Here is a 20,145-nt window from a genome sequence, read left to right as displayed (position 1 = left end):
TCGAAACCCTCCCGACACCCACCATGGTGAACCAGTAGATCTTGCTACCAGGAGCAAGTTCGGCGCCGAACTCGCTCCTGGTAGCAAGATCACGGGTGTTAGAGGACCCGGCCCGGGGTGGAGCGGTCGGCCAGGGCGGCGAACCTGAACGTGTTCACCGGGTGGCTGGACAGGAGGTTGACCAGCAGCACGAAGAAGCCGGTGTCGGTGTGGGCGCGGGCGGCGATGTCGTCGAAGTCCACGGCCGGGTAGAGGTACTTGCCCGCGGCCAGGACGCGTACGCCCTGCACGCCCTCGGGGCAGAACTCGTAGGCGTGGTTGTCGGCGGTGTACTCCTGGGCGCGGCCCAGGGTGCTGCCCACGCCCGGGATCACCTGGGCGATGGAGATGGCGAACTGGCGCCAGAACGAGGTGTGCCCGGCCGCGATGTGGCCCACCTCGTGGCCGATCACGAACCGCAGTGCGTCGGGGTCCCCCAGGCGTCCGCCCACCTCGAAGAGGTCGCTGTGGATCGCCACGTAGCGGCGGAATCCGTGCCCGGAGGCGAAGGCGTTGATGGTGCCGTTGCCCAGCACGATGTACGCCTCCGGGACGCGGCGCATCCCGAAGGACTCCGCGGCCTCGGCGACCATCCGGTGGGCCTCCGGGAACTGCGCCTCGGTGATGCGCACCCCGTTGACGCGCTGGCGGGCGTAGAGCTGCCCGCGCACGAAGTACACCACCACGGGGATGCTCAGGAGCAGCAGCGGTTGGTTGGGGTCCCCGGACAGGGCCCGGCTGACGGCCCCCACGACAGCGAGCAGCGTCACGAGGACGCAGCCCACCAAAAGGGGGGTTTCCCGGTGATGTCGCAGGGAGCGACGCACACGGGGGTCACCCCATTGCCAAGGGATGTCCCCCACGTGTGGTCAGAGCCGGTACTGGGCGTCGGGCAGATCGTCGTCCGGCCCGGGGGGCGGCGGCGCGGAGTGCGCGTTGCCCGCCGGCGGCGGTCCGCCGTAGGACGGCCCGGCGGGCGGACCCGAAGGTGAGGCGGGGGCCTCGTCCTCGTCCATGATCGCGGCCATGTCGGCGGACAGGGTCGACTCCTCGGCCTTGTCACTGCGCCACTCGTCGCGGATCTCCTGGTCCTGCCGGTCCATCACCGAGTCCATGTCGGCGTCGTGGGTGGAGTAGGCGGACTGGGCGGGTTCCTCCGGCCAGGCGCCGGCGGCCAGGAACGCGCTGTCGTAGGCGTCGTTGGCCTCCTCGGAGAAGCTGGGCTCCGCGGGGCGCGGCCCGGTGAGCGGGTCCGGGAACGGGTCGACCGGCGTGTTCGCGGGTGTGGGCATCGGCGGCGGCACGTCCGACAGCGGGTCGCCGCCGAAGCTCGCGCTGGGGTCGGTGTTGCCCCGCGGGTCCGCGGCCTCGGTGGGTGCCGGCCCCGGGAAGGAGTTGCCCATCGGGGCGGCCGCGGGCGCCGAGGCCATGGCGGCCGGGTTCTTGTTCTCGCTGCCCAGGTAGGACAGGGCGGCCACGGTGAGCGCGGCGAGCCCGGCCCGCAGGGTGGGTTCGCGGTCGGGTGCGAAGAACGGCGAGTGGTTGCTCGGGACGTTGCCCATCTTCTCGTAGGGCGTGTCGCCGGGGGCGTTGTCCCACACGTCGTGCGGGGTGGCTCCGACGAACCAGAACACGTACGGGATGGGCTGCGGGTCCTCGGGCAGGCCGAAGCGGCAGAAGTCCTCGGTCGCCGGGGAGGGGTCCGGCAGGTGGATCACGTAGTCCGGACCGAAGTAGGCGTGGTGGGCGGCGGCCACGTCCCCGGTGGCGATCGGGTCGTTGTGGGTGACCCCGCTGCCCTGGAAGCGCTCGACCTCGGGTTCGCGGCCGGCACCGGAGGCGGCGGCCTCCGCGCGCACGATCCGCTCGATCGACTGCTCCAGCTGCTGCGCGACGTTCTCGTTGAGCGCGCGGGTGCTGATCTCCAGGTAGGCCTCGTCCGGGATGATGTTGGCCTTGGTGCCCGCCTGGATCTTGCCGACGGTCAGCACCGCCATCTCGCTGGGGCTGATCTCGCGAGAGACCACGCCCTGCAGGCGGGTGACGATGTTGGCGGCGATGAGCACCGGGTCGACGGTGGTGTGCGGCTGGGAGGCGTGGCCGCCCTCGCCGAAGATCCGCACCCGGTAGGCGTTGGCCGCGCCGAGGATGATCCCGGCCCGGTGGGAGATGAGCCCGGCGGGCTGCGGGCCCAGGTGCTGGCCGAGGATGACGTCGGGGCGGCCGAAGCGGTCGTACAGACCGTCGTCGATCATCCGCTGGGCGCCGTCGAGGGTCTCCTCGCCCGGCTGGGCCACCACCATGACCGTTCCGGCCCACTCCTCACGGGTCTCCGAGAGCAGGTCGGCGACACCGATCAGGCAGGCGGTGTGGGCGTCGTGGCCGCAGGCGTGCATGACCGGGACCTCGACGCCGTCGGGGCCCGGGGCCTTGGCGGTACTGGCGTAGGGCAGACCGGTCTTCTCCTCCAGGGGGAGGGCGTCCATGTCCGCGCGGAGCATCACCGTGGGGCCGGGGCCGTTGCGGAGGATGCCGACCACACCGGTGCCGCCGACGCCCCTGTGGACCTCGTAGCCGGTTCGGTTCAGCCATTCCGCGACGACGCTGGCGGTGCGCTGTTCGGAGTGGGAGAGCTCCGGGTTCTTGTGCAGGTCGACGTAGACCCCCTCCACGAGCGGGAAGAGCTCGTCGAGGAGTCGCATGACCACGCTGCCGTGCTGAGCTGCACGGTTCGGGTCCACCGCGTGCGGCACGGTTTCCACCGCCTTCTTCGTTCTCGGCTGCGGGCGCTGAAAGGATGAATGGTTGTCAGGGGGTTCAGCCGCCTGGGAGCAGCCTATCGGCGAGGCCGCCGCCGGTTCACACTGCCACATTCGTGCCGTGGTGTCCCCTGGCGGAACCCATGGGTTAGGGTCTGCGCACGGTAAGCCATCACACGCCCGTCCCCACGGGCCCCGAGCCCTCACGAGCCCCGCCCCGGGCCTGAGCGCGCCCCTGGAACCTTTACCTGATTTGTGCGAACTACTGGCATACCGCAATATGTCTCAGTAGCGTAACGGAAGCACGTTCGCCGAACGGCTTCGCCCGGCGCCCCGGGCACCGCCCGGCACCGCGCCACCCGATCCCCGCCCTCGACCGGCCGGACGGCCCCCATCCCGCACGGAGGGTAGCGGAACCCATACCCATAGCCCCGAAACATGATCTCGGAGTCCTCTGTGGCCTCATCCATGACCAGTCCTGCACCGCAGCCCCCGGAGAACGGGTACGGCGCGACCGCCCGGGTCTCCGCGGCCACGGCCAAGGCCGCGCAGGAGAAGCCGCCGGGCCGTGACGCCCGCCTGGACAACGCCAAGTTCATCCTCATCGCGCTGGTCGTCGTCGGCCACGCGATCGAGCCGCTCACCGACCACGGGCCCACCAGTGCCCTCTACTACTGGATCTACTTCTTCCACATGCCCGCGTTCATCCTGATCAGCGGCTACCTCTCCCGGTCCTTCGACGCCTCGTCGAACCGGGTGGAGAAGCTGGTCCTGACGCTGGCCGTCCCCTACCTGATCTTCTGGACCGCGCACCAGGCGATCTACACGGTCGAGCGCGGCGGGCTCCCGGACTCCCTGTCCGTGCTGCAGCCCACCTGGACCCTGTGGTTCCTGGTCGCCCTGTTCCTGTGGCGCCTGAGCGTGCCGGTGTGGCAGCGGCTGCGGTGGCCGGTGGCGATCGCGATCATCGTCTCCCTGTTCGCCGCCACGGCGGACCTGGGCACCACCCTGTCCCTGGGCCGGGTGCTGAGCTTCCTGCCGTTCTTCGTGCTGGGCCTGAGCCTGCGCCGCGAGCACTTCGCCTACCTGGACAAGCTCTGGGTGCGCGTCGGCTCCGTGCTGGTGCTGGGCGTCACGGCCGTCCTGGCCGTACCGATCTCGGACCACCTGAGCCGGGACTGGCTGTTCTGGCGGGACAGCCTCACCGACCGCGACATCGACCCGCTGCTGCCGAGCATCGGTCTGCGGCTGGCCTTCATGGGTCTGGCCCTGGCCATGACCATCGCGGTCCTGGCGCTCACCCCGAAGCGGCAGACCTGGTACACGCCGCTGGGCGCCTACACGCTCTTCGTCTACCTGGGCCACTCGGTGGTCCTGCTCATCCTGAAGAACACGCCCTGGTACGACGTGATGGCAGGCCCGGTGGGGCTGGCCGTCACACTCGCGGCGGGCGTGGGGCTGACCCTGCTGCTGTGCACCCCGTTGGTGCGCGGGTGCCTGCAGTGGGCGGTCGAGCCGCAGCCGACCTGGTTCCTGCGCCAGGACGACAAGGGCCTCGCCAGGAAGGAGGCCGACGCCGGGAAGCGTGCGGCCGGGAGCGGGGCCGAGCGGGAGAAGGGTTCCGTCTAGGCGGACCCCCCCCGACACCTCCCGACCCCCGTGGAAGGCACAGCGGAAGGGGCGTCCCGCGCCGCGCGCGGAACGCCCCTTCCACATGTCAGAAGAGTCGGCCCAGCTCACCTCGGACCGCCTCGGCTCAGCTGCCGCCGCCCGCGGTGGCCGGGGTCGCGGTGGCCAGCTCACGGCGGCGCGCCTCGAAGCGCCTGGACTCCTTGTACAGGCGGGCCACCAGCACGATCTCGAAGAAGGCCAGGGCCAGCACGGAGAACACCGCCACCGGGATGATGAGGCTGTTCAGCGGGGTGAAGAAGGCCACCAGTACCGTCACCGGCGCCACCACGCACAGGAACATCTCGAATTCGATGCCGCTGAACAGGTGCGGGCGCACCCGGTGCCGGAGCAGGAAGTTCCGTACCCGCGGGTAGAGGCCCTCGGGCGCCGGGGTCTCCGCGTTGGCCGGGGCGTCCGACATCTCGTCGTCCTCGGGGTCGGACACGTCGGGGTTGGCGGCCTCCGCGCGCAGCCCGTCGGTGTCGCCCGAGGCGACCGCCAGGGCCTGCTTCATGCTCTTGCGCGTCTTGGCGACCTGCGACCCGTTGAGGTAGCGCAGCAGGTCGAAGAAGACCACCACCGGGGCGACGATCAGGTAGGCGGCGTTACCCGTGACCAGCCACTGGCCGATCAGCAGCGCCATCACGCAGCCGAAGAAGCGGATCCGGTCGAAGACGAAGTCGACCCAGCTGCCGAAGACCGACCCGTTGTGCTTCAGCCGGGCGATCTTGCCGTCCATGCAGTCCAGGACGAAGCTCAGGTGGAACAGCAGCGCGCCGACCAGCAGCCACGCCCAGCCCAGGTCACCCGCCCAGACGGGGGCCGCGAAACAGATCGCGGACAGCAGGCCCAGTACACCGGCGCCCAGGGTCAGCTGGTTCGGTGTGATGTTGGTCCGGTTCGCCGTCCACACCACCAGCCGACCCGCCAGCGGATCGACCAGGAAGACCGTCCACCAGGCGTCCTTCGCCTTGTAGGTCTCTTCCTTGACTTGCGCGAGAGTGAAACGCGACATGCGGGAGTTCTCCTGGAAAGCACAGAGCCCGAGAAAGCCTACGGCGCACTGGATGCGGTCACCGATTCGAGGCAGGGGCCAGGGCCGGGTAGAGGTGGGATCGAGTCATCATGCCAGACGGGGGTACCCCCAACCTAATCGGTGACGGCATACTTGACTGGTAAGAGGGGGATCAACAGGGTGCCGCCAGCGGTGACGCGGCGGAGTGGTCCACCCCCTTCGGTCTCGACCGAGGTAGAGGCATTGCGTTTTCTCAACGACCAGGTCCCCAGCCAGGACCTGACCTACAGCGACGTGTTCATGGTCCCGGGCCGCAGCGCCGTGGGTTCCCGGCTCAGCGTCGACCTGTCGTCCCCGGACGGCACCGGCACCACGGTGCCGCTGGTCGTCGCGAACATGACCGCGGTGGCGGGCCGCAGGATGGCCGAGACCATCGCGCGCCGCGGCGGTATCGCGGTCATCCCGCAGGACATCCCCTTCGAGGTGGTCTCCGACGTCATCGCCTGGACCAAGCAGCGCGACCTGGTCTACGACACCGCCATCACCCTGAACCCGGCCAGCACCGTCGGTGAGGCCCTCAACCTGCTGCCCAAGCGGGCGCACAACGCCGTGATCGTCGTCGACGACGAGCGCCGCCCGGTCGGCGTGGTCACCGAGGCCGACTGCGCGGGCGTGGACCGCTTCGCGCAGCTGCGCGACGTGATGTCCACCGAGCTGCTGACCATCCCCGCGGGCACCGAACCGCAGGAGGCGTTCGGGATACTGCACGACTTCCGGCACCGGCTCGCCCCGGTCGTCGACGACGGGGGCGCCCTGGTGGGTGTGCTCACCCGCACCGGCGCGCTGCGCTCCACCCTGTACAAGCCCGCCGTGGACGGTCGGAACCGGCTGCGCGTCGCGGCCGCCGTGGGCATCAACGGCGACGTGGCGGGCAAGGCCGCCGAGCTGCTGGCCGCCGGTGTGGACACCCTGGTGATCGACACCGCGCACGGTCACCAGGAGAAGATGATCTCCGCGATCGAGAAGGTCCGCGCGCTCTCGCCGGACGTGCCGATCGTCGCGGGCAACATCGTCACAGCCCAGGGCACCCGGGACCTCATCGAGGCCGGTGCCGACATCGTCAAGGTCGGCGTGGGCCCGGGCGCGATGTGCACCACCCGGATGATGACCGCCGTGGGCCGCCCCCAGTTCTCCGCCGTGCTGGAGTGCGCGGCCGCCGCCCGTGAGATGGGCAAGCACGTGTGGGCGGACGGCGGGGTGCGCCACCCGCGCGACGTCGCCCTGGCCCTGGCCGCCGGTGCGTCCAACGTGATGGTGGGTTCCTGGTTCGCGGGGACCTACGAGTCGCCCGGCGACGTCATGCGCGACGCCCAGGGCCGCCAGTACAAGGAGAGCTTCGGGATGGCCTCGGCCCGCGCGGTGCGGCTGCGCACGTCCGAGGACTCCCCGTTCGACCGGGCCCGCAAGGCGCTGTTCGAGGAGGGCATCTCCACCGGCCGGATGTACCTGGACGCCGAGCGTCCCGGGGTCGAGGACCTCATCGACCAGATCATCGCCGGTGTGCGCAGCTCCATGACCTACGCGGGCGCCACGTCGCTGGCGGAGTTCCAGGAGCGCGCCGTGGTGGGCGTGCAGAGCGCAGCCGGGTACAACGAGGGCCGCCCCGTGGAGAACGGCTGGTAGTCCGAGCAGGTCAGGAACCGTGACGGGGAGGGGCTTTCGGGCCCCTCCCCTCTGTTCCGGTGGGCTAGAGGGGCTCGATGCCCTCCACGATCAGCAGGACCTCGTCCGGGTACCCCTCGACCTCGCCGTCGGGGTGCTCCAGCAGTTCGTCCAGCACGGCCTCGTCCATGTAGGAGACCTCGATCACCACTCCGGGTTCGGGGACGAAGAGCGCCCCGGCGCCGTTGTAGTAGCCGGTCCCGTCCGGGAGCTCACTGATGCCCCCGCCGGGCAGTGCCTCCTCCAGCGTGGTGCCGTCCTCGGCCCCGGGGTCCAGGTAGGCGTCGACGTCGGTGAAGTCCTCCAGGCGCAGGACGGTGACTGACACGTCGGAGGGTGTGAACGCCTCGCGCTCGGCCAGAACCTGGCCGTCGTCGTCCACGAGGTGGTCCACGTCAATGGTGTCGGGCAGCCACGACCGTTCGACCTCCTCGTCGTAGGGCAGGGCCGCCCCCTCGCCCAGCTCCTGGATCAGCCACGCGTTGACGTCGTGGTCGTAGGGGGTGCCTTCCACGGCGTCGGGCAGGTAGGTGACCTGGTAGCCGCTGAGGTCGCCCTCGGCCGGGGCGTAGCCCTGGGCCCGCAGGAACGGAGCGGCCTCCTCCAGGGTCATGCGTTCGGACGGCGCGCTGCCGTCCGGGTTCAGCTCGGGGAGCTCCTCCGCGGCGGAGGAACCGGGTTCGATCTCCGGGGCGGTCCCGCACCCTGCGGTTCCGACCATGAGGGCCATCGCGCCGAGGGTCATGGCGAGGACGGGGGTGGAGGGGGTGTACTGCTTCCAGAAGGTCATGCCCCATCTTCAGGGCCGCTGCCCGTGCCGCGCCTGAGTACGAGTACTCAACCTCCCGCCACCGCGGGGATTCAGCCCTCGCCCGAGCCCTCCTGGCGCTCTTGGCGCTCCTTGTGCCGCTTGCGGTACTGGCCGCAGAGGCGGTCCGCGTGCCGGATGGGTTCGGGGATCCGGTACTTGGGCGAGAGCCGCAGGACGAGGTCGGCCGAACCCGCCAGGTCCACGCGGTGACCCACGGACACGTAGACGGGTTTGGTCCTGGCGCGGGTGCGCAGGACCCGGCCGATCACCTCGGCCCCCTCCGCGGCGAGGCTCTCGGTGTCGTCCACGAGCTCGGAGCGCCCGGCGATCATGGGCGTCCATGAACCGCGCTCCTCCCCCGGCATGGAGTTCTTCCCGTAGAGCACGGACTTGGCGGAGCCGACCACCGGAGCGTCGAGGAGGACGCCCAGGTGGCTGGCGATCCCGAACCGGCGGGGGTGGGCCAGGCCGAAACCGTCGCAGACGAACACGTCGGGGGCCACGGACAGCCCCTCGATCGCCCGGAGCACCGGGGGCAGCTCCCGGAAGGCGAACAGCCCGGAGATGTAGGGGAAGGAAGGGGTGTCGGCGACCAGGGAGGTGTCCACGACCTCCAGGGTGCGGGCGTCCAGGACCACGGCGGCCGCGGCGAGTTCGGTGTCGCCCACGCCGTAGCTCACGTCCAGCCCGGCGACGTAGCGCACGGAGCCGGGGTCGAGGGGTTCGGTGCGCACCCGCTCGGCCAGCAGGCGCTGGCGGACCACGGCCTCCTTGGGCTCGGCTGGCCAGTTCTCCGGATCGTCCAGGGCCTTGGCCGCCCGCTCCGCGATGTCGCTCACGCGTTCCCCCCGTTTGCCTGGTCCGTACCCTGCCCGACACCCTCTCAACGCGCAGTCTAGGACGGGGACGCCCCGGTCCGCGTCCCGTCCACGGACGCGGACCGAGGCGGTTCGGAGGGGGCTTCGGTGGGCGCTTCGACGAGCGCGGTCAGCGGGGCGCGGGCTCGGGCGGGGTGAAGGGCTTTCCGGCTCCGGGGACGCCGACCCCGGTCCACCGGAAGGGGATGCCCGTGGCCCGGCGGATCTCGGGGTGGTCCATCAGCTGGAAGTGCAGGTGCGGCTCACTGGAGTTGCCCGAGTTCCCGCACAGGCCGATCCGCTGGCCGACCGTGACCCGGTCCCCCGCCGCGACCTCGACCGAACCCCGCTTCAGGTGCGCGTAGGCGGCGTAGACGCCGTCGCCCAGGTCCAGGATGACGTGGTTGCCGAAGATGAAGCGCCACCCGGCGTTCCCCCGGACGATGCCCTCGACCACGTACATGTAGGCGAGCCCGGGCCAGCTGTTGCGGCTGAGGTGGTCGCGCTGCCCGTCGGACACGTGCACCACGGTGGCGTCGGCGACCGCCAGGATCGGCTGGCCGAAGGCCGGGAAGCCGTCGTCGGGTCGGCGCATGGCGGGCCACCAGCCGTCGATGACCGGTCGACCGGAGTCGACGAAGACGTCGATGGCGTACTCCTGGCCGGAACCGCGCGCCCCGTGGCTGGGCACCTTGTCGGCCGGGCTGTTCACCGCGATCCACTCACCGCTCACCGGCGCGGCGACCTCGACGGCCTCCCGCTCCTGGAGCTTCGGTTTTGGCCAGAACGCCGATCCGAAGACCAGAGCCAGGGAGAGCCCGAGCAGGACGAACGCGGGCGGCGCCGAGAGCTCGAGTGCGGGGACCTGGAAGAGAAGGACCAGGTAGACGACGTAGACGAGCAGGAAGCAGTAACCGAGGGCCGAGAACTTGTGACGCATGCGGGCCTTTCTGGGGCGCGGTGTGGGCACGACACTCGTTCGAATTATTACGTAATTACGTATCAACGTACCTCAAACCCCATCCACGGGAAAGCCCGGACCAAGTTCGACCGCCGATCCCGCCATCCCCTGGTGCGCCTCGTTGTGCCAGAGGCCACAGGCCCGAACGCTCGGGACCACCGCCCCGGGCCAGTACCGTGGAGCCGAGAATTTGTACTGACTGGTCAGTTCAAAATGGGGGAGGCCGCAAGGATGCGTCGGGCCACCGGAGCTCGCGTGCACGCAGAAGGCGTCACACTCACCACCCGCGAGGGGCCCGTCTACACGGGGGTCGACTTCACCGCCCGCCCGGGGACGCTCACCGTCTTCCAGGCCGATTCCGGGGGCGGTCGCAGCGCGCTGCTGCTCACGCTCTCCGGCCGGATGAGACCCACCGGGGGCACCCTGCACGTGGACGGATACACCCTGCCCAAGCAGGCGCGGAAGGTACGGCGGATCAGCGCGCTCGGGCTGATGGACGACGTCAACGCCCTCGACGAACGCCTGCGGGTCAGCGAACACCTCTCCGAGGCCCGCCTGCTGCGGCTGCGGCCCTCGGCCCGATCGGTGTCGGACGCGGCGATGAGCGCCGCCGGGCTGGCCGACCTGGACCGCCGGACCATGGTCAAGGAGCTCTCCATGCTGGAGCGGCGGCGCCTCGGCGTGGCCCTCGCCCTGGTCTGCGAACCCCGCCTGCTCGTGGTGGACAACGTGGACAGCGGGCTCAACGACGAGCACCAGGCGCAGATGTGGCGGTCGCTGAAGGACCTCGCCGACGAAGGGCTGACCGTGATCGCCACCTGCGCGGACTCCCGGGAGCTCGGCGCCGTGGCCGACCGGGACACCCAGGGCCCCCTGCAGATCAGACAGGGCGAGGACGGCAGGGACGCCGAGGGAGACAAGGACAACGCAGCCGGCGAGCAGGACCAGGTCGGAACCGGCGGCGCGGAGACGGAGGGCACCGAGCGCGTGATCGGTATCGACGAACTGCTGGCCCCCGAGGGCTCGGGGACGGAGAACACCGGCGGGGGTGCGCACCGTGAAGACTCGTAGGAAACCCGGCGCCCCCCGCTACCGTCCCCTGGCCGTCCCCCGGCTCGGACTGCTCACCATGCGGTCCTTCCTGCGGTCACCGCTGCCCACCGCGGCGCTCGCCGCGCTCATGCTCATCCCCCTGCTCTACTCCGGCATGTACCTGTGGTCGTTCTGGGACCCCTTCGACCGGATGGAGAACCTGCCGGTCGCCCTGGTGAACGCGGACGAGGGCGCCGAGGTCGACGACGAGGAGGTCAACGCCGGCGACGAGCTCACCGAGACCCTCCTGGACCGCGGGGACCTCGACTGGCACCTCGTGGACGCCCAGGAGGCCGCCGTCGGCCTGGACGACGGCACCTACTACGTCACCCTCACCATCCCCGCGCACTTCAGCGAGGCCATCACCTCGCCCTCCCGCGACCGCGAGGAACCGGTCCCCGCGCTGCTCGTCGCCAACTACAACGACTCCAACAGCTACATCGTCCGCCAGCTCGCCGGGAGCGCCTTCAAGGAGATCCGCGAGGCGGCGGCGACCTCCGCCATCAGCGACTACCTCGACCAGATCTTCCTGGGCTTCAACGAGATCCACAGCAAGACCGAGGAGGCCTCAGAGGGGGCCGACCAGATATCGACCGGCGCCGACGACGCCGAGGCCGGCTCCGGGGAGCTGTCCGAGGGGATCGACAGCGCACACGAGGGCGCGGGGTCGCTGAGCGGCGGGATCGGCCAGCTCTACGAGGGTTCGAAGACCATCGCCACCGGTGCCACCGAGGCCTCCAACGAGGTCAACGAGAAGGTGGGCGCGCTCGACGACCTCGTGGACGAGTGGCTGCCCCAGCTCGAAGAGGACATCCCCGACATCCAGGAGAAGGCCAGGGAGGCCGCGAAGGTCTCCGGTGCGGTGTCCGAGGCCCTGGGCGAGCTGCCCGAGGAGATCGACGTCACCGCGCTGACCGAGGTCGACGGCCGGCTCACCGACTACCTGGGGGACCACCCCGAGTTGGAGGAGGAGCAGCCCGAGCTGTACGAGTTGCTCACCGACCTCCAGGGGGCCATGGCCACCGCCCTGGAGGTGTCCGGGTTCGTCAACGACAACCGCGAGGACATCGATTCCGCCGCGGCCGAGGCGGCCGCCCTCAGCCAGAAGGCGGTGAGCCTGTCCGAGGACCTGCCAGACATCGTCGAGGACGCCGAGGACGCCCGGGAGCAGATCGACGAACTCGCCGAGGGCCTGGCGGAACTGGCGGAGGGCACGCGCAACCTGCGCGACGGTCTCTCCGGCGCCGCCGAAGGGGCCGGAGAGCTCGACACCGGACTGGGCACGCTCAGCGGCGGTGCCGGTGACCTCCATGACGGCCTGGGGCAGCTCTCCTCGGGTACGGACGAGCTCGCCGAGGGTCTGGCCGACGGGGTGGAGGAGATCCCCACCTACTCCGACCAGGGCCGGGTCACCGCCTCCGACATGATGAGCGAGCCGGTCCGGCTCGACAGCGAGGTGGACAACGAGGTGCCCAACTACGGCACCGGGTTCGCGCCGTTCTTCGTACCGCTGTCCCTGTGGGTCGGCGCCATGATGGTGTTCATGGTGCTGCCCGCGCTGTCCAGCCGCGCGCTGGCCTCCTCCGCCGCCTCCTGGCGGGTCGCCCTGTCCGGGCGGATCGTCCCGCTGATCCTCGGCTGGGCCCAGGTGGCGGTCATGCTGACCGTCCTGCGCCTGGCGCTGGGTCTGGACTCCCAGAACTGGCTGCTGCTGATCGCCTTCCTCCTGCTGACCTCGGCCGCGTTCACCGCGACCGTGCAGTACCTGAACGTGAAGTTCAACGCCGCGGGCCGGGTGGTGGCGCTGGTGCTGCTGGTCCTGCAGCTGACCTCGGCGGGCGGTACCTACCCGATCGAGACCAGCCCGGCGTTCTTCCAGGCCATCGGCCCGTACCTGCCCCTGCACTGGGGGGTGACCGCCATGCGGCACCTGGTCGGCGGCGGCGACATGACCGTGGTCGCGCAGGCGTTCGGGGTGATGGCGCTGTGGCTGGTGGTACCCATGCTCCTCACCTGGCGCGCCGTTGCCAAGAAGCGCGAATGGACGATGTCCACGCTCTACCCGGCGCTGAAGATCTGACGGGTGACCCGGTCACGGGCACAATGGGAGGAATGAACGTGAGCACCCCCGAACCGGGGCGGCCCCTCAGCGGCCGCCGTGAAGCCACCCGGCGCAAACTCTTCGAAGCGGCCGTCACCCTGATCTCGGAACAGGGGTACGGCGCCACCACCGTCGACGAGATCGCCGAACGGGCCGGCGTCGCCAAGGGCACCGTCTACTACAACTTCGGGGGCAAGAACGAGCTGTACGCGGCCCTGATGGAGTGGGGCGTGACCCGCCTGGCCGACACGCTTCGGGACTCCGTGCCCGACCCCGGCCAGGGCGCCGCGCCCCGCGAAGCCCTGGCCGAGGTACTGCGGGCCGGGGTGGTGTTCATCAGCACCCACGAGGCGCTGGCCCGGCTGCTCATCGCCGAGGCCTGGCGCACCAACCGGGCCTGGTACGAGGCGGTCCGACAGATCCGCACCGAGGCGATCGGGGTCATCACGGACCAGCTCGACGCCATGGTCGAACGCGGCCTGACCCGGCCGGACCTGGACACCTCCCTTGCGGGATCCGCTCTCTTCGGCATGGTGGTCACAGTGGCTCTGGACTGGCGTACCCTCCAGCCAGAGCGTCCCGTGGAGGACATCCACACCACCCTGGCGCACATGGCCGACGGTCTCATCGGCCAGCCTCCCCGCGCTGATCCCCCGCACGAAGAACCCCGGAGAGGACTCCCCCGCCATGGCTGACCTTTACCCGCTGCTGCCGGTGATCGTCGGTGCCGTCCTGCTGTGGATGGTCACCCGCGACACCCGGATGGAACTGCGCCTGGTCCGCAACGGCGTCCGCGCCAAGGGAAGGGTCATCGGCTACCACGAGACGTCGGTGGCCTCCCGGATGATCGTGCAGTTCCAGACCGAGGACGGCAAGGAGATCCACGCTGAACACGAGAACACCGGCTGGATGGCCTCCCGCGCCGGAGAGATCGTCACCGTCTCCTACGACCCCGAGGTCCCCGAACACGCCCGCATCGTCTCCGCGCCCTGGCTCAGCCACTGGGTCCGCGGCATGTTCGGCTCCCTCGGCCTGCTCCTGGTCCTCATCGGAGCGTTCCTGGGCTACCTCCACTGGACCGTGTAACCTCGCGCCTGCGCCCGCCCGTCGCCCGCCACCACCCTCAACAGAAGCCTTCGGCGCGGCCCTTGCTCCAGCTCGTTCCTCGCTAGCGGCTTGTCTCGTCTCGCGCTGTGTTCCGGAGGATCGGCCGCCCCGGCGCACGAACGGAAGGGCCCCCTGTGGCTCAGGACGGAGCGGGGACGTCCTCCTTGGGCGGGACGTAACGAACCAGGCGCTGGGGAAGGGACCCGGTCAGGCTGGAGCGGGTGCGGACGCGGGTGCGGCAGATGAGGTCGGCCAGGCCTGCGCCGTCCGGGCGGACCACCGCGGTGCAGGCGTGCAGAACGGCCACCGCGAGGGCGAACCACGGCAGGCCGAACGCGACCAGCGCGGTGACCGGGGCGTAGAGCAGTGCCGCGCGGGCCAGGACGCGGCGGCGGACGGCCGGGCGGGGCAGGCTCCACTCGGTCAGGGCCAGGTGGACGGCGGCGCGGCCCAGGGTGCTGCGGTCGCGGCGCAGCAGGGGCAGGAAGAGGCCGAAGAGCAGGGACAACCCCAGGAGGGTGCCGGTGAGGACCTGTTCCTGGGTACCCGGGCGGATGATCCCGTAGGCGTTCAGCAGGGCGACGAGCGTGGCCGCGCCGAACCACCACAGGCCCAGGTCGATCAGGGTGCCGAACATGCGCCGGGCCAGGTCCGGGGCGACCCGGTCGGGGACGGCCACGGGCCAGGAGCGGTGCGGGCCGAACGGCCAGAGGGCGGGCACCCAGCGGGCGAGCAGCCAACCCAGGAGGGTCCCGGCCGCGGCGATCCCGGCGATCTCGAGGGCGGCGGCGTTGTAGGCGCACGGGTAGAGGCCGAGCACACCGGTGGCGCGGACGGCGTGCACCGCCACGGCGAGGCCGGTGCCGATGGCCACCGTGGTGAACACTCCGCGACGGAACCTGGAACGGGCCAAGATCCCCACCGGCAGGAAGATCCCCAGGGCCAGGGCGGCGTCACGGAGTTCCAGTGGCGGGGCGGGGGCGGGTTCGACGGGGCAGAGCCCGTCGGCCGAGGCGGGCAGCGGCCACACCGCGTACACCGCCAGGCCGAGCCCGGCAAGCAGGGTGGCGAGGGTGAGCTGTCCGGGCCAGCCCACCAGGCGCCCGTAGCGCCGGTGCTGACCGCGCAGGTAGAGCGCGGATCCGATGACCATCAACAGCGGTATGGCGGCGACCGCCACCTCGATGGCGGCCTGACCTCCGCCGAACGGTTGCCCCATGGCGTGTGCGTTCCCCTTGCTCGTTCCCGGGGCGCCAGGCTAGTACGCCCCGCGCCGGTGTGGGGAGGGAACGGCGACATCACCTCCCAAGAGCAGTTCGGCGGGTATCCGGTAGCGCCTCGCAAAGCGGAACCGGGAACCACGTGTGACGTTTGCCCTATAGGACACGGGCCTCTCCTGGAACACCGTCCCCACAAACGTCATACGCGCCCTTGGATGAACATTTCGCAACTTCATGGCAGACTGCCAGCGGTACCCGGATAATCCGCTGTTTCCCAGGCGAGATACCACCCCCAACGCCGAAACCCCCGTTTATGGTTACTCTGCGGTAGGCCCGGCCTCGACCACCCCATGACGGGACGAGCACGGCCCGCGGGGTGGAGCCCCCACGTGCGAGCGCGCCGACCGCCCAAGAAGCGGAAACTGGCGGCCACGCGGCACCGCAACCACCCCGAGAAGACTTTGACGCGGATCGACAGGAGAACCGTGCAGGCAGTACCGAAGAAACGTGGGCGGACGATCACCGCCCGTATCCGCGCCATGGTCATGATCCCCACCACCGCGCTGGTCGCGCTGTGGCTGATCCTCACCTTCGCCCTCGGCGGCGACGCGGCCCTGAAACTGATCCGGTCCAAGGCCACCGACGAACTGGTCACCCCGGCCGCCGTCGGCCTCGTGGACGCGATGACGGAGCGGTCCGCGACGATCGCCTACATCGAGAACCCCGACGACGCCGACCTCGTCCAGCAGCTGGAGCAGACCCGGCAGGCCACCGACGACTCCCTGGGCGCCGTCGTCGAGGACCTCATCGGGTTCGCCGACCTCGCCCCCGGCGACGCCGGCATGCACATCGAGATGCTGCACGGCATGTACCAGGAGATCGGCGAGTTCCGCGAAGCCGTGGACAACGGTGACGCCGGCCGCGCCGACGTCCTGGACTACTACAACGAGCTCGTCCTGCACGGCGCCGACAGCTTCGACAGCCAGGGCCGTGAAGGCAACGAGGGTGACGCCGTCAGCCCCGGCTTCACCGCGGTGTACATGTTCCGCACAGTGGACGTGGGCGCCAAGCTGGACGCACAGATCGCCCGCGCCTTCGCCACCGGCGACCTCTCCCTCGAGGACCAGCGCGAGTTCACCGCCCTGCTGGGCGCCTTCGAGACCCTCCTGGACGCCAACGCCCCCTACCTCGCGGGCGAGGGCCACCTGGAGCGCTACGACGCCGTGATGGAGAGCCCCGAGTTCGCCACCCTGACCCGGCTCTCGGACGAGATCGTCGAGCGCGAGATCGAGTCCACCACGGTCACCGACCCGATCACGCTGGCCCCGGAGACCGTCGACGACCTGACCATGCCGGTGGACAAGGCCGAGTGGGACGCCGCCTACGACCACGTGCTCACCGAACTCACCGCTCTGGGCGCGGACGAGGCACTGCACTCGGCGCAGATGAGCCGTGAGGACGCCAACAGCGCCGTGGCCCTCGCTGTCGGCGGCAGCCTCGGTGTCGCCGCCGTCATCGCGGTGGCGTTCTTCCTGGCCCGCCGTTCCTCCCGGAACCTCACCGAGCGCCTGCTCACGCTGCGCACGGAGTCCCAGGACATGGCCGAGAAGCGGCTGCCGGAGATCATGGACCGCCTGCACCGCGGCGAGCGCGTGGACACCTCCACCGCGCTGCCCGAGCTCAAGGCCGGGGACGACGAGATCGGTGACGTCGCGCAGGCGTTCAACACCGCCCAGCGCGCAGCCATCGAGGAGGCCGTCCAGCAGACCGAGCTGCGCCAGGGCGTCAACCGCGTCTTCCTCAACATCGCCCACCGCAGCCAGACGCTGGTCCACCGCCAGCTGCGCCTGCTGGACAAGATGGAGCGCGAGCAGGAGGACCCGGACCAGCTCGCCCAGCTGTTCAAACTGGACCACCTCGCGACACGCTCCCGCCGTAACGCCGAGAACCTGCTGATCCTCGGCGGTGAGGCCCCGGGCCGCACCTGGCACCGCCCCATGCCGCTGATCGACGTCCTGCGCGGCGCGATCTCCGAGTCCGGCGACTACACCCGGGTCAAGCGCGAGCGCATCGCCCGGGTGAACCTCAACGGCCCGGCCGTCGCCGACGTCATCCACCTGGTCGCCGAGCTGGTCGACAACGCCGCCATGTTCTCGCCGCCGCACACCCAGGTACGCCTGAGCAGCGAGGACGTGCCCAACGGTGTGACCATCGAGATCGAGGACCGGGGCCTGGGCATGACCGACGGCGAGCTCGCCTCGGCCAACGCCCTGTTGGCGGACCCGCCCGAGTTCGACGTGATGCGCCTCAACGAGAAGATGCGCCTCGGCCTCTTCGTGGTCTCGCACCTGGCGCACCGCCACGGCATCCGCGTACACCTGCGTTCGTCGCCGTACGGCGGCGTGCAGGCCATCGTGCTGCTCCCGCAGGGCCTCATCTCGGGTGACCGCACCCCGCTACCCGCGGGTGAGGACACCGGCGAGGACATCTGGGAGGTGCGCGAGATCGTCGACCGCACCCCCGGCGCCGCACTGGAGGCGAGCCGCACCAAGCGGCCCGGGAAGCCGCTGCTGACCTCGGTTTCCACGTCGCCGACGCCCGAGGGCGACCGGACCGGCGAAGACAGGGCTGACGCTGACAGGGGCGACGGCGCCAAGGCGCCGTCCCAGGCTTCGACCGCGCCCGAGGCAGCGTCCCAGACCCCCGCACCGTCCCCCGCCCCGGCCGAGGCGCCCGAGAGCGACCTGCTCAGCACCCCCGCCAAGGACGACGACCGCCGTCCCTCCCTGCCCACCCGCAACTCCCGGATCAGCGCGGTTCCGGACTCCCCCGCGGGGTCCCCGGCCGAGGACCCCGAGCCGGCCGAGAAGGTCCAGGCCGGCGGCGGCCGCCCCGCGCTGCCCAAGCGTCGTCCGCAGGAGAACCTGGCCCCCCAGCTGGCGACCGATCCCTCCGACACGGGGAACTTCGGACCCGCGGCCGGTGGCGGTCCCTCCTCCGAGCCGACCCTCGACGGCAAGGAACGGCTGGCCCGGCTGCGCCGGAACATGTCCGCGTTCCAGCAGGGGACGGACCGCGGACGGCGCGACGGCCAGCAGAACACCAACGACACCGACAAGGACGCGTAACCGTGACGAGTACCGAAAGCGCCGAGCGCGGCAGCGGAAACGCCGCGGGCAAGAAGGACATCGACTGGCTGCTCGACGAGTTGCTCGACCGCGCCGTGGGATCCCGCCACGCGATCGTCCTCTCCGCTGACGGCCTGCTCATCGGCCGCTCCCGCGAACTGGTCAAGGAGGACGCCGAGCACCTGTCCGCGGTGGCCTCCGCCTTCCAGAGCCTGGCCCGGGGCACCGGCCGCCACTTCGGCGGCGGCGAGGTCCTGCAGACCGTCGTGGAGATGGAGAGCGCCTACCTCTTCGTCACCGGCGCCGGCCGCGGTGCCTGCCTGGCCGTCCTGGCCGAGGAGAGCTCCGACGTCGGCCTCATCGCCTACGAGATGAACGTCCTGGTCGAGCAGGTCGGCCGTTATCTCGACGCCGCGCCCCGCCACGAGGGCGCTTCCGGGGAAGCCACGCGTTAGGGGTCGGTATGCAAGCGCACAACGAGTTCGATCCGGGCATACCGTCGCACGGCCTGCCGCATCGCGACGCGATCGGCGGCTACGGCGACGACGCCCCGGGAGCCGAGGAGGCGGGACCGCTGGTCCGGCCGTACGTGATCGCGCAGGGCCGCGACCACGCCGACGCCATCCAGCTGGACATGATCAGTGTGGTGATCGCGGCCAAGCGCGCCGAGGTCGACGAGATGGCGCTCGAACCGGAGCAGCTCCGCATCCTGGAACTGTGCCGCCGCCCCCAGTCGGTGGCTGAGGTGTCCGCCCACCTGGACATCCCGGTCGCCGTCGTCAAGGTCCTGCTCAGCGACCTGCTCAACCGCGGCCTGGCCCTGGCCCGCGCCCCCTACACAGCAAAGAGCCCGGTCAGCCGGGACGTACTCCAGGCGGTTCTCGATGGCATCCAGAGACTCTGAACCGGGCCCCGAGGCCCCCGTCCCCTCGGCACTGAAGATCCTGGTGGCCGGTGGTTTCGGCGCAGGCAAGACCACTCTGGTCGGCGCGGTGAGCGAGATCGCCCCGCTGAGCACCGAGGAGGTGATGACCGAGGCCAGCTACGGGGTCGACGACCTGTCCGGCGTGGAGTCCAAGACCACCACGACCGTGGCGCTGGACTTCGGCCGCATCACCATCAGCGAGAGCCTGGTGCTGTACCTGTTCGGCACGCCCGGGCAGGAGCGCTTCTGGTTCATGTGGGAGGAGCTGTCCGAGGGCGCCCTGGGCGCGATCGTGATCGCCGACACCCGACGCCTGGAGACCTGCTTCGCCGCGGTGGACTTCTTCGAGCGGCGCGGGGTGCCGTTCGTGGTCGCGGTGAACTGCTTCGAGGGCGCCCACCAGTACGAGGCGGACGAGGTGCGTGAGGCTCTGAGCCTGAGCCCCGACATCCCGGTGGCGCTGTGCGACGCACGCCAACGCGAGTCCGCCAAGCAGGTGCTGCTGACCCTGGTGAACCGGGTCGCGGAGCGCGTGACCGCGTAGGAACGCGGAAGGCGTCACCGCTCGGCGGAACGTGTCACCGCGCAGGTGTGCGGGCATGGGCGGGTGAGGAGGGTTCCGGAGCCTCTCCTCGCCCGCCTTTCCGTGTTTTTTGGGAACATTCCGGACACGGTTCGGTGCCCGGGGCAGGACAGCGCCCCTCCATCAGCTGTACACACGAAGCGTCCAGGTAAAG

General features: G+C 70.6%; 17 protein-coding genes. 10 read left to right on the top strand and 7 right to left on the bottom strand.

The window, feature by feature from the left end:
• Positions 1–98: 98 nt before the first annotated feature.
• Together HNR07_RS32235 and HNR07_RS32230 are read right to left on the bottom strand one after the other, a co-directional pair.
• Positions 99–866 carry a M48 family metallopeptidase gene (locus HNR07_RS32235; RefSeq protein WP_184370258.1) on the bottom strand — a complete coding sequence of 256 codons (768 nt, stop codon included), beginning with the start codon at positions 864–866 and terminating at the stop codon, positions 99–101.
• Between the two features lie 42 nt (positions 867–908).
• Positions 909–2,801 carry an amidohydrolase gene (locus HNR07_RS32230; protein WP_184370252.1) on the bottom strand — a complete coding sequence of 631 codons (1,893 nt, stop codon included), beginning with the start codon at positions 2,799–2,801 and terminating at the stop codon, positions 909–911.
• 465 nt (positions 2,802–3,266) lie between these two features.
• On the opposite strand from HNR07_RS32230, the gene HNR07_RS32225 reads away from it, so the two are divergent.
• Positions 3,267–4,427: an acyltransferase family protein gene (locus HNR07_RS32225; protein WP_184370249.1), complete on the top strand. Its 1,161-nt coding sequence runs from the start codon at positions 3,267–3,269 to the stop codon at positions 4,425–4,427.
• A gap of 127 nt (positions 4,428–4,554) precedes the next feature.
• Here HNR07_RS32225 and HNR07_RS32220 read toward each other — a convergent pair whose 3' ends face one another.
• A complete protein-coding gene (locus HNR07_RS32220; RefSeq protein ID WP_184370246.1) occupies positions 4,555–5,484 on the bottom strand; it encodes a CDP-alcohol phosphatidyltransferase family protein in 930 nt (309 codons plus the stop codon).
• Positions 5,485–5,727: 243 nt separating this feature from the next.
• On the opposite strand from HNR07_RS32220, the gene HNR07_RS32215 reads away from it, so the two are divergent.
• Positions 5,728–7,167 (top strand): GuaB1 family IMP dehydrogenase-related protein, encoded by a 1,440-nt coding sequence (locus HNR07_RS32215; protein WP_184370243.1) that lies wholly within the window; start codon positions 5,728–5,730, stop codon positions 7,165–7,167.
• A 64-nt stretch (positions 7,168–7,231) separates the two neighbouring features.
• Here the strand turns inward: HNR07_RS32215 and HNR07_RS32210 are convergent, their stop codons facing one another.
• From HNR07_RS32210 to HNR07_RS32200, 3 genes are all read right to left on the bottom strand, one after another.
• A complete protein-coding gene (locus HNR07_RS32210) occupies positions 7,232–7,996 on the bottom strand; it encodes a hypothetical protein (RefSeq protein ID WP_184370240.1) in 765 nt (254 codons plus the stop codon).
• Positions 7,997–8,067: 71 nt separating this feature from the next.
• Positions 8,068–8,856, bottom strand: a complete 789-nt coding sequence (locus tag HNR07_RS32205) for an endonuclease V (RefSeq protein ID WP_184370237.1) — start codon at positions 8,854–8,856, stop codon at positions 8,068–8,070.
• A 148-nt stretch (positions 8,857–9,004) separates the two neighbouring features.
• Complete coding sequence (locus tag HNR07_RS32200) at positions 9,005–9,814, bottom strand: M23 family metallopeptidase (protein WP_184370234.1); 810 nt, start codon at positions 9,812–9,814, stop codon at positions 9,005–9,007.
• Positions 9,815–10,066: 252 nt separating this feature from the next.
• Here HNR07_RS32200 and HNR07_RS32195 point away from each other — a divergent pair, with 252 nt between their 5' ends.
• From HNR07_RS32195 to HNR07_RS32180, 4 genes are read left to right on the top strand one after another with little or no spacing between them, the layout of a single operon-like run.
• Complete coding sequence (locus HNR07_RS32195) at positions 10,067–10,906, top strand: ATP-binding cassette domain-containing protein (protein ID WP_184370231.1); 840 nt, start codon at positions 10,067–10,069, stop codon at positions 10,904–10,906.
• A 58-nt stretch (positions 10,907–10,964) separates the two neighbouring features.
• On the top strand, positions 10,965–13,007 hold the full coding sequence (locus HNR07_RS32190; protein ID WP_246421397.1) for a YhgE/Pip family protein: 2,043 nt from the start codon (positions 10,965–10,967) through the stop codon (positions 13,005–13,007).
• Between the two features lie 32 nt (positions 13,008–13,039).
• Positions 13,040–13,723, top strand: coding sequence for a TetR/AcrR family transcriptional regulator (locus HNR07_RS32185; RefSeq protein ID WP_017580805.1), 684 nt, complete (start codon positions 13,040–13,042; stop codon positions 13,721–13,723).
• Positions 13,716–14,114, top strand: a complete 399-nt coding sequence (locus HNR07_RS32180; RefSeq protein ID WP_184370225.1) for a DUF3592 domain-containing protein — start codon at positions 13,716–13,718, stop codon at positions 14,112–14,114. The genes HNR07_RS32185 and HNR07_RS32180 overlap by 8 nt, the downstream gene beginning before the upstream one ends.
• A 160-nt stretch (positions 14,115–14,274) precedes the next feature.
• Here HNR07_RS32180 and HNR07_RS32175 read toward each other — a convergent pair whose 3' ends face one another.
• Positions 14,275–15,354: an RDD family protein gene (locus HNR07_RS32175; protein WP_184370222.1), complete on the bottom strand. Its 1,080-nt coding sequence runs from the start codon at positions 15,352–15,354 to the stop codon at positions 14,275–14,277.
• A gap of 486 nt (positions 15,355–15,840) precedes the next feature.
• Between HNR07_RS32175 and HNR07_RS32170 the strand changes: the two genes are divergently transcribed.
• Genes HNR07_RS32170 through HNR07_RS32155 form a run of 4 tightly spaced genes read left to right on the top strand, consistent with a single transcriptional unit; the run spans position 15,841 to position 19,952 of the window.
• The gene (locus tag HNR07_RS32170; RefSeq protein ID WP_301184316.1) at positions 15,841–18,483 is read left to right on the top strand and encodes a nitrate- and nitrite sensing domain-containing protein; all 2,643 of its coding nucleotides are present in this window, start codon (positions 15,841–15,843) and stop codon (positions 18,481–18,483) included.
• Positions 18,484–18,485: 2 nt separating this feature from the next.
• Complete coding sequence (locus HNR07_RS32165; RefSeq protein ID WP_184370219.1) at positions 18,486–18,938, top strand: roadblock/LC7 domain-containing protein; 453 nt, start codon at positions 18,486–18,488, stop codon at positions 18,936–18,938.
• Positions 18,939–18,946: 8 nt separating this feature from the next.
• On the top strand, positions 18,947–19,387 hold the full coding sequence (locus HNR07_RS32160) for a DUF742 domain-containing protein (RefSeq protein WP_184370216.1): 441 nt from the start codon (positions 18,947–18,949) through the stop codon (positions 19,385–19,387).
• Positions 19,368–19,952 carry a GTP-binding protein gene (locus HNR07_RS32155; RefSeq protein WP_184370214.1) on the top strand — a complete coding sequence of 195 codons (585 nt, stop codon included), beginning with the start codon at positions 19,368–19,370 and terminating at the stop codon, positions 19,950–19,952. Before HNR07_RS32160 ends, HNR07_RS32155 begins: the two co-directional genes overlap by 20 nt.
• Positions 19,953–20,145: the final 193 nt, after the last annotated feature.

This window comes from Nocardiopsis metallicus, assembly GCF_014201115.1.
Taxonomy (GTDB): Bacteria; Actinomycetota; Actinomycetes; order Streptosporangiales; family Streptosporangiaceae; genus Nocardiopsis; species Nocardiopsis metallicus.
This window is presented reverse-complemented; position numbering and strand designations above follow the sequence as displayed.